Genomic DNA, 14,290 nt, shown 5'->3' with positions numbered 1-14,290 from the left:
GTTTGTTATTTGGCGTTTGTTATTTGGAATTTCAACCCTAGTACCATCTTCGCGTAAAAAGCCCCAATAAAGTCTTCGGGCTTAAAGTAACGATAAATCTTACCTTTTCATCATAATGTGGCAGGTTTGGTTCAAAACCTAAATCTGAATAGATTGGAAAATACAATTCAAAATAATCTGCAACCAAACTCAGCCTAATACCACTGTCAAAAACAGCATTTATGCCACGCTCTTTATTCGCTACTAATCCCACATCGCTATAGGCATAAATCCATTTCCAAATATTGGTGCTTGCATTTACGGTAGCCATCCAACTGTTTGCAAATGCAGGTTTTAACTGCGATTTAAAGCCACCTTCGGCAATTATGAGTTGTTGGCTAAAAAGGCCTGAATTTTCGCTTCGGCCATAATAATTATAATCGAAAAGATAATCGTTTGGACGATCCAGTGCAAAACTGAAGAAATCCTCATTTTCTCTCGTATCGTTAAAAAGAAATACCCCCGCGAAAAAACGAAGATTTAATTGACGGTTGCTTAAAAAGAGTTTTCGGTATTCAAAATCTACAGATAGCTTGCTGAATTTCGAAGAAATTTCATAATCTACAACCCCTCTAAAATAATTAATTAGATTCGGATTAGAGTAAACATACTGCATATTGAAAACACTGTAGTTTGGCTCTTGATCGGGATCATTAGGATTTTCGTCTCTGTAAACATTTACGTTTCTCAGGTTTATGAATTGCTTTTCATTATCTCTTAAATCCTTATTTCGGAAGGCAAATGTGATGTATGGCGTAAATTTTTTATAAAATAATCCACGGTCGTAGGAGTAATAATTCCCAGAAAACCCATAACGCATAGCGTATAATTCTCCTTGATCCATAGCCTGCAAATAACTTACAGAAGCCCTCCCAACGAGTGTTTTAGAGCGAAACCCAAACTGTGGCTCCACGCTATAATGCACTGCCTTTGGCAGCACCGTTTTGTTGTAAAGTCGCAGTCCAGCCGAAACCCCATCATAAAGGTTATATTCAAAGATGGGCATAAAGAAAAACTGAGTGAACTTAGGGTCTTCCACATCTTGGAAAAGACGAAACTGGACAGGTTTATTGAATAATCCTTCTACAGCTTTATAGTTATTTCTAAGATTGTATTCTGGAATTCTTCCTTCGTAATTTAAAGCAAGTTTTTTAATGTTTTCCGCAGGGATGGTAATAGATGTTATACTATCCATGGGCTTTGTCCACGTTTTATAGACAATTTCATCATCGTTTAAACCGTAAAGCGAAATAGGCAATTCACTTTTTCTATTGTTCTTTATAAAAACCTTCAATGAATCCCCTTGCTTTTCAACTCTTTTTATTTTGAAATCAATGGTAGTTCGAGTATCGGCAAAATCTTCAAAAAACCAATTGATTGGGAGATCTGTTTTGCTCGTGAGTAATTCTTCAAAATCTGAAGTTTTTACGGGTTTCAATTTATTTGTTAAGTAAAACTCTTTAATACTCTCATTTATAATATAATCGCCTATGTAATCATTCAAATAACGCAAACCACTTCCGCCGTAATAGCCGTTGGCAATATTCATATTAAATTTCAACAACGAATCTTTCGGAGTAGTTAAAGCTTGGTGAATATTGCTGCGCGCCATATTTAAATAAAGCATCGAATATTGATCGTTAAATTCTAATTCTGCCGCGTGCGCCCAACGTATAATCCACCAATCACTAAGATTGCCTATTATCTTCATTTTCGGATAATAGGTGTCTACATATTCCATCATCAAATAAATCTGAAGCGCATCTTGCAACCAATAATCTTTACGCGAATCTAAAATGAGGGTGTTTTGAATATAATGCCGAGTGATGGTTTTTAACTGCTCCATATCATATTCAAAACCATCGGGATACGGACTTATAAAACTGGGCAATTGGTTAAGACCATAAACAGGATTTGTTCTGTAGTCTGTGTCGCTGATAACCATTTTTTTAAACGGATAGGGGCCGAGTTTTTCATCTAAAAAATGTGCGATTCTATCAATCAACAACGCCTGCACCGGTGGATTTATCTTGCCACTTTGCAAGTTTGTTACTATCGATAACTTATCGGTTTCAATAGTTTCGAAGTTTGGATTTTTGTCTAGGTAGAGAACAGTGCTAATCCTGTAGCTACCTTCAAGAGAGATATTCTTTTTGTTTTCTGAAATATCTTCCGAAACCAAATCTAAATCTGAGGTTACAGAATAATTCTTTGGAATATGAAGCGAAATTGAAAACTCCGAAGGAGATAAATAAAGATCGAAGGTGTTCTTATTGCTATAAATTTGCCATTCGCCGTTATAAACTGCTGGCGAAATATACCAATCTCGCAATTTAAAATTAGCTTGTTTATCCACCCCAAAGCGTGTAAACTTACTGTCGGGAACTTTTACTACATAGTCTAAATTGAAAGTGTAACTATCGCCCGGGTAAATTATTTTTTCAGGAATAACCTTCAGAATATCTACTTCATCTCCGCGCTGCCATTGTATTGGAATTGAAGAATTGTTGTAAATTTTTTCAATAGTTGTTCTCCCGCGATCTTCTTCTTTTTCAAATTGAAAAGAACTGTCATAGTTTTCACCAAAACGCTTCCCTAACGGACTCGTTTTAGAAGAAAAACTATTAGCCCAATCAAATAAATAAAGCACTTTTAACGTATCTGTAGAAGTGTTTTTATAGGTAAGTTGTTGTTTAATTGAAAGCGTCTTTTGCCCAGGGTTCAGCGTGGCGTCAATATTTATAATATGCTGCGCCTTCGCTTGAATTACCAAACAAAATAGAAATAGAAATATGATTCTTTTAGCTAACAAAAATTTGTATGAATTTAAAAATTGGTGAGACCGAAAAAATTAAAAGTTCGGGCTTAGATTGTATTCATTATAGAAATCATTCAAGATTTTAAGTACTTCATCTTCAGTATCTACTAAATGAACCAAGTCTAAATCTTCGGGGCTAACGTTGTTATTGGCTTCCACTAGTGTAGTTTTTATCCATTCGAATAAACCACCCCAAAATGCGGTGCCCACTAATATAATTGGAAACTTATCAATTTTATGTGTTTGAATAAGCGTTAACGCTTCAAAGAATTCGTCCAAGGTACCAAAGCCGCCGGGCATTACAACAAATCCTTGGGAGTATTTTACAAACATTACTTTGCGCACAAAAAAGTAATCAAAATCAATGCTTTTATCACTGTCAATATAAGGATTGTCGTGCTGCTCAAAAGGTAATGTAATATTCAATCCTACCGAAGTTCCACCAGCCAAATGTGCGCCTTTGTTTCCCGCTTCCATAATTCCGGGGCCACCGCCAGTAATAACACCATAACCGTTTTCGGTAATTTTTTTAGCAATATTTTCAGCAAGTTTATAATGAGGATTATCGGGTTTAGTTCGGGCAGAACCAAATATGGAAACACACGGGCCAATGCGGCTCATTTTTTCGTAACCATTCACAAACTCTCCCATGATTTTAAAAATCGCCCACGAGTCGTTCGTTTTTACTTGATTCCAGTTTTTCGGTATTTGTTCGTCTCTCATTCCGTTTAATTCAATGTTAAAAATATAAAATTCAAGGTTTCTAAATACTAAACCTTGAATTTTGAATATCGATAGTCGCTAAAGTAATTCTTTTTTAAGGAATTTTGCTGTATAGCTTTTTTTGTCTTCAGCCACTTCTTCGGGCGTTCCCAGTGCCATAACTTTCCCACCTTGTCTTCCGCCTTCGGGACCAATATCTATTATATAATCTACCGTTTTAATTACGTCTAGGTTATGTTCAATTATTAAAACAGTATTTCCTTTTTCTACTAATTTATTCAGCACAATCATCAACACACGAATGTCTTCAAAGTGAAGTCCCGTAGTGGGTTCATCCAAAATATAAAACGTATTCCCAGTATCGCGCTTGGAAAGTTCTGTTGCCAGTTTTATACGCTGTGCTTCCCCACCCGAAAGTGTTGTTGACTGCTGGCCAAGGGTTATATAACCTAAGCCCACGTCTTTTATTGTTTTTACTTTTCTGTGTATCTTCGGAATATTTTCGAAAAATTCTGAAGCCTCGTTAATGGTCATTGCCAAAACATCGTAAATCGATTTTCCTTTATATCGAATTTCTAAAGTTTCGCGGTTAAAACGTTTGCCCTGGCAGGTTTCGCACTCCACATAAACATCGGGTAGAAAATTCATTTCAATAACACGTAAACCAGCACCTTTGCATGTTTCACAACGTCCGCCAGCTACGTTAAAACTAAATCTGCCCGGCTTATAACCTCTAATCAAAGATTCGGAAGTTTTAGCGAATAGATTTCGAACTTCCGAAAAAACGCCCGTATAAGTCGCTGGATTGCTTCGTGGCGTTCTTCCAATTGGCGATTGGTTAATGTCTATTACTTTGTCTAAGTTATCAAGCCCTAGAATCTTTTTATAGGGCATCGGTTTTTTCACCCCATTGAAAAAATGTGCATTCATAATAGGATAAAGGGTTTCGTTGATGAGCGTCGATTTTCCGCTGCCTGAAACGCCTGTAACGCCTATCATTTTTCCCAACGGAAATTTTACCGTTACGTTCTTTAAATTATTCCCTGTAGCACCTTTTAACGTCAAAGTTTTGCCGTTTCCTTTTCTGCGTACCTTCGGAATTTCTATAGTTTTCGTTCCATTTAAGTAGTCTGCAGTAAGCGTGTGGTGCTTTTTTATTTCGTCTGGCGTGCCTTCAGAAACAATTTCGCCTCCATGCCTTCCAGCAGCTGGGCCAATGTCTATCACATAATCGGCGCTCTCAATCATATCTTTGTCGTGCTCCACAACAATTACCGAATTGCCTATTTCTCGTAATTGCTTAAGTGAATTAATCAACCGCTCATTATCGCGTTGATGCAAACCAATACTGGGCTCGTCTAATATGTAAAGCACGCCCACCAACTGCGAACCAATTTGTGTGGCTAAACGAATTCGTTGCGCTTCACCACCAGAAAGTGACTTCGAACTGCGGTCCAAAGCCAAATAAGTTAATCCCACATCTACCAAAAACTGAAGTCTTGAACGCACTTCTTTTATGATTTCTGAAGCAATTTTTAGTTGAGTTTCACCAAGGTGTTTTTCAAGATTTTTAAACCATTCAGCCAGTTCCACTACGTCCATATGGGCGAGCTCGGCTATGTTTTTTCCATTCACTTTAAAGAAAAGCGATTCTTTGCGAAGTCGTGTTCCGTTACACTCCGGACACGGAATTTTATCCATATATTCCTTCGCCCATCGTTTTAATGAAGTGGTTTCGCTGGCGTCGAAAGTATTTTGGATAAAGGTAGCAACACCTTCAAAATCTATTTTATAGCTTCGAGTAATTCCAAGTGCTTTCGATTCAATATCGAATTTTTCATTTCCGCCGAAAAAGATAACATCTTTTGCTTCCTGCGGAATTTTTTCGAACGGGTCGCTCAATTTAAAATTGAAACGCTCTGCAATTAATTCAAGTTGCTTAAATACCCAATTATTTTTCTGAGGCCCATGTGCTGCCAAAGCGCCTTGCTTAATAGAAAGTTTTGGGTTAGGCACTAATTTATTCAAATTTACCTCGTACAATTTCCCCAGTCCTTTGCAATGCGGGCACATTCCTTTTGGAGAGTTAAAAGAAAAATTATTCGGCTCAGGATTTGGATATGAAATTCCCGAACTCGGGCACATCAGCGAACGACTAAAATAACGCGCTTCATTTGTATCATTATCCAAAACCATCAAAATATCTTCACCGTGATACATTGCTGTATTTATGGTTTCAGAAAGTCTTTTATGGTTATCAATTACTTCACCCTCGGCAGCCATGGCTAAAGTGGGCGAAGGAATTTTTAAGCGATCAATAACAATCTCTATATCGTGAGTTTTGTAACGATCGGTTTTCATGCTTTTTACAATATCTCGCACTTCGCCATCCACGCGTACTTTCAAAAAACCTTGTTTGGCAATTTGTTCAAAAAGCTCACGATAATGACCTTTTCTGGAACGAATTACTGGCGCAAGTATGCTAACTTTTTTCTCTGCGTATTCTTCTAAAATAAGTTGCTTTATCTGCTCATCGTTATAACTCACCATTTTTTGGCCTGTGTTATAACTGTATGCATCGCTGGCTCGGGCATAAAAAAGGCGAAGAAAATCGTAAATTTCGGTAATGGTACCAACTGTAGAGCGCGGACTTTTACTCGTAGTTTTCTGCTCAATGGCAATAACGGGGGAGAGGCCTTCAATTATATCTACATCGGGACGTTCCAAACTTCCCAAAAACTGTCTGGCATATGCAGAGAACGTTTCAATATAACGGCGTTGCCCTTCAGCGTAAATAGTATCAAACGCCAAAGAGGATTTTCCGCTGCCGGAAAGCCCTGTAATTACTACTAATTTTTCTCTCGGAATACGAACGTCAATGTTCTTTAAGTTGTGGACGCGCGCGCCCAAAACTTCTATAAAATCCTCATTTTTCGACATAGCTCGCAAAGGTACTCAATTGAACCGAAATTAAAGAACGCATGCGCTTTGACGGATGTTAATTTTTGCTCAAATTATTGTTCGCTTATAAACCTAGGAATTCACTTCTTTTGAGAGGAAAATATGAAAGGTTATAGAAATAAAAAATATGGTACTCAGAACAATAGAGTAACCTAAGATTATAAAGAAAACGGAGAAATTTAGCATTAAATAAGTCATCGGAAAGAGCACTCCGAATATAATTAACAGCACAAAAACAGTGTACAAATAATAGATTAATTGAGGCGTTTTTCGGGTTAATTCTCTCTGAAAATGGAAAAGCGTTGGCACTACCTCCTTGGTTAAATATTCCCATAGTTTAGCAAAGAATACTTCGTTAAACGATGATTTTTCAAAAACGTCGTTATCAATTGTATTTGCCAGCGTAAGTATTTTTTCTTGATGGCGATCCGTTACTGCTTTTAAATTGAGTAATTCCCTGTAATCACCAAATTTATACCCAAAGGCATACCACAATCCCGAACCGCATTTGTGTTTAACCCATTTTTGAACTATGTCGCTCTCGTAAAAAACGGGGTATTCTATTGTTTCCCGAACTTGGATGTCTTTGGGCTTGGTCATTAAAAGCGCTTTTGCTTCCAAATAAAGATTTTCAGTTTTGCTAAAACGTGACGTTTCTTCTAGAAAGTCTATTGCTAGTTTTGATTTTCCGTTGTAAAATTCTTTCACATCAAAATAGGAAAGATTAGTAAACTCCTTTTCCATATAATCCTTCAGCCCAGGAAGCCAAAGATTTGAATTCACCAAAATCTCGGCAATCGACCGGAAATTGTGCATCTTTTGGGTAGTCTTGCTTATTTTCTCGGTTAGTTTAGCTTTTCTATTTTTTTGAGTCATTGCAGAAGTTGCTAAAAAAACCATCAATATTGCCGCTAAAAACCCACTGATTCCTATAAAAATAGAAGTCATCCTTCTTAGTTGTTCGGTAAAGCCTAGTGTATTTTCATACTTATCGTAAAGTAGAATTATTAGCACAATGCAAATAATTATACTTATAATAAACGCGAAAGTAGAATACCACTTTTTGAGTAAGTGTTTTATCCTCATAGATTTATTTGACAGGGGCTTATCATTTAATTATGCTGAGATTGTAATAGAAGAAATTTTACTGTAATAAAATTTTTTATAGGTTTAAAATGATTCGTATTTCGACTCAATATTATAAAGTAGGTTATAATAAAAGTCGTTAGTTTTTTAATTAAGAAGGATCAGTTTAAACAGCCAATTCTTCTTAAGGCCTCAAAACTAGTCTTTTTTAAAGTCGAATTAATTTATATTCGACGTAATGCACTTTTTTTTTGTAAAACATGAAGAAATTCATATTTAATACCCTATGGCGGTATCGTCACCTCGGCTGTCCGCACCGCCTTCAAGTTTGCCATTTGGTAAGATCAAAATAGCGTCTACGGCGCCAATTTGGGGCAGTATTTCGGAGTTGGAAGAATATCCTTTCGTTTTTAGTTCCGTTATAATTTCTGGAGAAAAACCATTTTCTTCAACTAAAATTACATCTGGCATCCATTGATGGTGAAAACGCGGCGCATTTACAGCTTCCTGCATATTCATATCAAATTCATAAACATTCAAAAATGTTTGCAATACAGATGTTATAATCGTGGAACCGCCGGGAGTACCTAAAATCATTAATAATTTGCCGTCTTTTTCAACAATGGTGGGCGTCATAGAACTTAGCATTCTTTTCTGTGGCTCAATGGCGTTGGCTTCACCACCAATTAAGCCAAACATATTTGGCGATCCGGGCTTGGCGCTAAAGTCGTCCATTTCATTGTTTAAAAAGAAACCAAGCTCCGATATATAAAGTTTGGAACCATAAGAACCATTAAGAGTTGTGGTAACAGAAACTGCATTCCCAGATTTATCTACTATGGAATAATGCGTGGTTTCCATACTTTCATTGCTAGTTATTTTTCCAGGTTTAATTTCTTCAGAAGGAGTTGCTTTTTCAAATGAAAAATTCTTCATCCTTTCTGTAAGATATGTTTTAGACAGCAACGAATCTCCCGGAATATCCACAAAATCAGGATCGCCTAAATATTCGCTTCTATCGGCATAAGCTCGCTTTTCGGCCTCCACCAAGACTTGCATATATTTTAATGAATTATGCCCGTATTCAGCAATTGGAAACGGTTCAATCATTTGTAAAATCTGCGAAAGACAAATTCCGCCACTAGACGGTGGCGCCATAGATATAAGCTTCACATCTTTATATTTAAAAACTAGGGGCTCGCGCCAAACAGCTTCGTATGCATCTAAATCTTTTTGAGTGATTATCCCGCCTTTTTTCTTCAGAAAATCAACCATCTTTTTCCCAGTTTCCCCAGCATAAAATTCGGCTCTACCATTTTTCGCAATTCTGGTTAATGTATTTGCCAGCGATGTGTTTTTTAAAGTATCCCCCGCATTGTAAACCTCAGTAAAAATGGAAGATTCGCCATTTATTTTTTCAAATTGCTCTTTGTATTCATCAAAACGCGCCTTTTGTTTTGCCGTAATTACGTATCCTTTGTTAGCAAGTTCAATTACTGGTTTAAGAAGTATTTCCATAGGAAGCGAGCCAAATTTTTCGTGAACCGCGAAAATACCTGCAATGCTGCCAGGAACGCCAACTGCCAAGGCGCCGTCGGTACTTTTTTCTGGCAAGTAATTCCCGTCTTTGTCTAAATACATATCTCTTGTTGCCGCCAGCGGAGCTTTTTCACGAAAATCTAAAGTGCCGATTTCGCCAAATTCAGTTCTATAAACCATAAATCCGCCACCGCCAAGATTACCCGCGTTGGGGTGTGTAAGGGCCAAAGCCATTTGTGTAGCTATCATTGCATCAAAAGCATTACCGCCACTTTTTAAAATTTCTAAACCAATTTTTGAGGCTTCGGCACGTGCGGAAACAACCATCGCACTATCGGCAATTACGGCTTTTACTTCAACTTTTGGAGCTACTACTTGAGTTTCTGCTTGTGGCTTTTCTTTGCAAGAAACCAACATCAGTACAAGCAAGAAAGAAATATATAGTTTCATAATTCTATAAGTTTTTGGTTGGAATGGGCAATTAATTCTTCAAAAAAGGAAGTGAATTCAGCTTCAAATTCGTCATAAAATTCTTCGAGCTCTGCCACGGCTAAATTCATTTTTGAAATTCCTTTGGTGCGTACATTCATCTGTGCTAAAATCTTGCCTATACCTTCAACGGTGGCGTAACTTAGCAGCCAATTATCAGCTATCATATAAGGCATCATACGTTGAATACGCGCGGGTAGAATGGTGAAGTTTTTCCGAAGCAATTCATAAAAATCTTGTACATATTCATCTAATGGTTGATCTGAATATTTGCTCCAGTTTTTCGCTAAAAAATGATCGTATAATATATCCACTATAACGCCGCTATAATGACTATAATTTTTGTGAAGCCGCGCGGTGCTTTGATGAACAGTGGGGTGGGCATCGGTAAATGTATCGATAGCGCGGTGCAGCAATATACCTTTTGCTATTTGCGGCGGGTATTTTTCATAGCGTTTGCCTTTAATGCCGTCTGCTATAAAGTTACCAATTATAATGCTTTCATCCCCGCCAGAGAGATAGATGTGGGCTAAAAAATTCATTCAATAAATATATGTATTTTTGAACTGTAAAACTGAAATTTGAACAGGTTACCCAATTTAGATCCTTTACGGTTTTTTCTAGCTTCCTTAGTGTTGCTTTTTCACTTACCCCAACTTTCTGCGAATCAGGGTTTGCCTTATTTTGATGGGCTTCCCGTTTTTCACCGTGGGTTGGAGGCGGTGTACATGTTTTTTACATTGAGCGGTTTCTTGATAATTCGGTTAATCTATCGCGCCAAAATCCGCTGCGCTTTTTCCATAAAAGATTTTTATATCAGGCGCATACTGCGAATCTTTCCGCTTTACTATCTGGTTTTGGGCTTCGGCTTGCTATTTTACAATGTTCTTTTACCCTATTTAAACATACCTTTTGAAATTAATTACACTTGGAAAGAAGCCTTTCTTTACAATGTTTTCTTTCTTCCGAACGTCTTCGCAGTAGTTTACGAACCCGGCGGAATCTTAGAAATACTGTGGTCTATCGGCATCGAAGAGCAGTTCTATCTCTTAATTGCACCTTTGCTATTTTTTATGAATACGAAATGGATTCTGCGTGTTTTAAGCGTTTTGCTATTAGGTTATTTCATCCTTTATTGGTCCGATGTTTTTATAGCGCTTCGCAAATTTACATTTGTGTTTTATTACCTCTTTGCAGGTGGGGTGATTGCAATTCTCGAAGAGAAGAAAAAGCTCGAATTTTTAAAACGTTCAGCAATCTTTCCATTGCTAATTTGCGTCGCAACTTTACTATTATTTGTGACAGATATATTCCATTTTGAAACACTTTGGCTTACATCTTTATTTACTTGTTTGCTTTTTGGTTTCTTCATTCATTCGCTAGCCTTTAATAATAGGGGAGTAGCGGTGAATAACAAAATGTTGAATCACTTCGGAAGTATTTCTTATGGTATTTATATGTACCACGCCATTGTTTTAAACGCCGTGGTATTTTTGTTTCTCAAAATAGAAATGCTCCAAAATCTAAACGGAAATTTGATTATAATTTTAATGTACCTGCTTACCTTCGCAGGCACGCTATTAATAGCGCATATTTCGTATACATACTTTGAACTGTACTTTTTAAAATTGAAAAATAAATTCAGAAAATGACATTTTGAAATACGAAATACGAAATACGAAATGTGAAATACGAAATGTGAAATACGAAATGTGAAATACGAAATTAGAAATATAAAATACCCAATACAATTAACCATTAACAGCAAAAAATGACACTTATTAAATCTATATCGGGCATCCGCGGAACTATTGGCGGGGCACAAAGCGAAAACTTAACTCCAATTGATGCAGTAAAATACGCCGCCGCTTATGGCAGCTGGGTGAAATTGCAACGCGAAAAAGAAAACTACAAAGTTGTTGTTGGTCGCGATGCTAGAATTTCGGGCGAAATGATTCAGCAACTTGTAATGAATACTTTAGTTGGGATGGGGATTACCGTAATTGATTTAAACCTTTCAACCACTCCAACGGTCGAAATGGCTGTAACCATGGAGCACGCCGACGGTGGAATTATACTTACTGCCAGCCACAATCCAAAACAGTGGAACGCCCTAAAATTGCTAAATAATAAAGGTGAATTTTTAAATTCTGCCGCCGGACAACAAATTCTCGATATTGCCGAAGCCGGAAATATTTTGTTTGCAGATGTGGACAGTTTAGGCGAAATTCACAAAAACGATGCATATATCGATTTACATATTGATGAAATTTTAGAGTTGCCATTGGTAAATGCCGAAGCCATTAAAAGCTGCGACTTCAAAGTGGTAGTAGACGCCGTAAATTCTACAGGCGGAATCGCAGTGCCTTTGCTTTTAGAAGCTTTGGGCGTTGAAACTATAAAATTGCATTGCACCCCAAACGGTGAATTTCCACACAATCCAGAGCCTTTAAAAGAACACTTAGGCGATTTGATGCAAATGGTGGTTGAAGAAAATGCCGACTTCGGAATTGTGGTCGATCCAGATGTAGATCGCCTCGCTTTTGTAGATGAAAATGGCGAAATGTTTGGCGAAGAATATACGCTAGTAGCTGTGGCTGATTATGTGTTGCAAAACAATCCGGGGAACACAGTAAGCAATATGTCGTCTTCACGAGCTTTGCGCGACCTAACCGAAAAACATGGCGGAACTTACACTGCTAGTGCCGTTGGCGAAGTGAATGTAGTTGAAAAGATGAAAGAAACGAAGGCTGTAATTGGTGGTGAAGGAAACGGCGGTATTATATACCCAGAGTTGCATTACGGACGCGATAGTCTAGTGGGAATAGCTTTGTTTTTAAGTTTTTTGGCCGAAGAAAAAATCGCTGTTAGCGAACTTCGAAAAAAATACACCGCTTATTTTATGAGCAAAAAGAAAATTGAACTTACGCCAAAATTAGACGTTGATGCAATTTTAAAAGCAATGGAGGCAAAGTATGCATCTGAAGATATAAACACCATTGACGGCGTAAAAATAGACTTCGCAGAAAACTGGGTTCACCTCAGAAAATCAAACACAGAACCGATTATCCGTATTTATACTGAAGCAAAAAGCCAAGAAGAGGCAGATACTTTAGCAGATAAAATTATTGGGGAAATAAAGGAAATAGCGGGAATCTAAATTTCTCTAAATATCTAGTTGCGTGTTTGTGATTGCATTTTTTCCTAGGAGGATTAAGCGTTGCAAACACGCAATTGCATTTAGAAGTAGCCTGAGTACCCTTGTTTTTTAATTTTTAATAAGGGGTTAAAAAAGGTGTTTCTCCATTTTAATATCAGCTCTTTCATAAAGACCTTTTTCAACGGCTACTTCCTTAAAACCGTATTTTTTGTAAAGGTGAATTGCTGCCTGCAATTTGCTGTTAGTATATAAAATTAAGGTTTTAATCTTTTTTTCTTTTGCTACGTTTAAGCAATGTTCAAGTAAGATTGTTCCAATTTTGTGGCCCTGCGCACTTTCAGTAACCCCCATTTTTCCTATTTCAAAAAGAGTATCATTTTTCTTTAATAAAGAAGCTGTACCCACAATTTCATCATTAAGTGTGGCATAAAATATAAAACCGCCTTTATCAATTATTTGCTCTTTTGGGTTTGATAGCGATTTAGTATCGCCCGGCTCCAACCGAAAATACTTTTCAAGCCATTCGTAATTAAGTTTCTTAATGGGGTCTTTAAGCTCGTTGGTAAAATCTATTATAGCTACTTTCTTGTCCATAATATAATAACAGTTTTTATGGGTTTTTTGCTGGGTTTAACTTATTTAATTATTACTGAGCTAAAATAGTTTATATGCTCTATCCAATTAAATAAAAGCAATATACTAAAACCCCTATTTTAAATATAACAAAAGGAGATATGTTTAATATAGCTTTTTTAATACCATAGTCGTTAAACTTTAGCAATCCTTGAAGAAGAATTTTTAATGAAAAAAACCAACCGAGAATAAGAATGAAGTTCCTTGAATATGCATTGTTATAATCGTGAACAAAAAAGTCAGTAATATTTAAAACGCCAACAATAACAACTCCAATAACTGTTGGAAGAATCGAATATGCATAAAGCGAAAATATCTCTATATAATTACTTTTTCCTTCCATCCATTTTCCTATTTTATATAGAATGTAAGAAAATAACATTCCCATCAAAATAGATAACAACACCGTCATAACAAGGTAAAATAAGTTTAGATAAAATCCAACATTGTTGTCTTGCTCATTAAAATCTAGTATGAAATTAACTACGCCATAAATACAAAAGATAAAAACACTTTTTCTAAACAAGTCATCTTCAAATTCATCATCTAAAAGATTTAAACCTTTCTTAGTGTAAAATAAAGTGAGTAATAATGATTTCATATTGTTTTGTCAACTTGTATACAAGGACTGATCAAGCCATTATGTATTAGTGTGTTTCAATCTAATGTAAATTTCTATTATTTAATTGGCTACAACTTCTTATATCCCAAAATTAACCACAATTAAACGAAAGCCTATACAGCTTATCCCAAGCTTTTAATCGTGTTTCTACGGTAAGTATAATTTATTTTCCCAAAGCAAAAACCCAAGAAGAGGCAGATACTTTGACAGATAGAATTAT

10 protein-coding genes are annotated in these 14,290 nt (G+C 36.6%); 2 read left to right on the top strand and 8 right to left on the bottom strand.

The window, feature by feature from the left end; all coding sequences use genetic code 11:
* Positions 1 to 37: 37 nt before the first annotated feature.
* From AC3RVF_RS03370 to AC3RVF_RS03345, 6 genes are all read right to left on the bottom strand, one after another.
* Complete coding sequence (locus AC3RVF_RS03370) at positions 38 to 2,851, bottom strand: gluzincin family metallopeptidase (RefSeq protein ID WP_489692764.1); 2,814 nt, start codon at positions 2,849 to 2,851, stop codon at positions 38 to 40.
* Positions 2,852 to 2,890: 39 nt separating this feature from the next.
* Positions 2,891 to 3,580 (bottom strand): LOG family protein, encoded by a 690-nt coding sequence (locus AC3RVF_RS03365; protein ID WP_489691122.1) that lies wholly within the window; start codon positions 3,578 to 3,580, stop codon positions 2,891 to 2,893.
* 78 nt (positions 3,581 to 3,658) lie between these two features.
* On the bottom strand, positions 3,659 to 6,520 hold the full coding sequence (uvrA, locus tag AC3RVF_RS03360) for an excinuclease ABC subunit UvrA (RefSeq protein ID WP_489692763.1): 2,862 nt from the start codon (positions 6,518 to 6,520) through the stop codon (positions 3,659 to 3,661).
* A 93-nt stretch (positions 6,521 to 6,613) separates the two neighbouring features.
* A complete protein-coding gene (locus tag AC3RVF_RS03355; protein WP_489691124.1) occupies positions 6,614 to 7,555 on the bottom strand; it encodes a hypothetical protein in 942 nt (313 codons plus the stop codon).
* A gap of 348 nt (positions 7,556 to 7,903) precedes the next feature.
* Positions 7,904 to 9,616, bottom strand: a complete 1,713-nt coding sequence (gene ggt / locus AC3RVF_RS03350; protein ID WP_489692762.1) for a gamma-glutamyltransferase — start codon at positions 9,614 to 9,616, stop codon at positions 7,904 to 7,906.
* Complete coding sequence (locus AC3RVF_RS03345) at positions 9,613 to 10,197, bottom strand: acyl carrier protein phosphodiesterase (protein ID WP_489691126.1); 585 nt, start codon at positions 10,195 to 10,197, stop codon at positions 9,613 to 9,615. Before AC3RVF_RS03345 ends, ggt begins: the two co-directional genes overlap by 4 nt.
* A gap of 39 nt (positions 10,198 to 10,236) precedes the next feature.
* Here AC3RVF_RS03345 and AC3RVF_RS03340 point away from each other — a divergent pair, with 39 nt between their 5' ends.
* Both AC3RVF_RS03340 and glmM read left to right on the top strand, forming a co-directional pair.
* A complete protein-coding gene (locus AC3RVF_RS03340) occupies positions 10,237 to 11,307 on the top strand; it encodes an acyltransferase family protein (RefSeq protein WP_489691127.1) in 1,071 nt (356 codons plus the stop codon).
* A gap of 119 nt (positions 11,308 to 11,426) precedes the next feature.
* Complete coding sequence (gene glmM / locus AC3RVF_RS03335; protein WP_489692761.1) at positions 11,427 to 12,815, top strand: phosphoglucosamine mutase; 1,389 nt, start codon at positions 11,427 to 11,429, stop codon at positions 12,813 to 12,815.
* 126 nt (positions 12,816 to 12,941) lie between these two features.
* On the opposite strand, the gene AC3RVF_RS03330 is transcribed toward glmM, so the two are convergent.
* The gene (locus AC3RVF_RS03330) at positions 12,942 to 13,409 is read right to left on the bottom strand and encodes a GNAT family N-acetyltransferase (protein WP_489692760.1); all 468 of its coding nucleotides are present in this window, start codon (positions 13,407 to 13,409) and stop codon (positions 12,942 to 12,944) included.
* Between the two features lie 79 nt (positions 13,410 to 13,488).
* Positions 13,489 to 14,049 carry a YIP1 family protein gene (locus tag AC3RVF_RS03325; RefSeq protein WP_489692759.1) on the bottom strand — a complete coding sequence of 187 codons (561 nt, stop codon included), beginning with the start codon at positions 14,047 to 14,049 and terminating at the stop codon, positions 13,489 to 13,491.
* Positions 14,050 to 14,290 lie beyond the last annotated feature (241 nt).

This window comes from Aequorivita sp. IT1183 (assembly GCF_058068265.1).
Note: the sequence above shows the minus strand (reverse complement) of the source record. Positions and strands in the feature narration are given on the sequence as shown.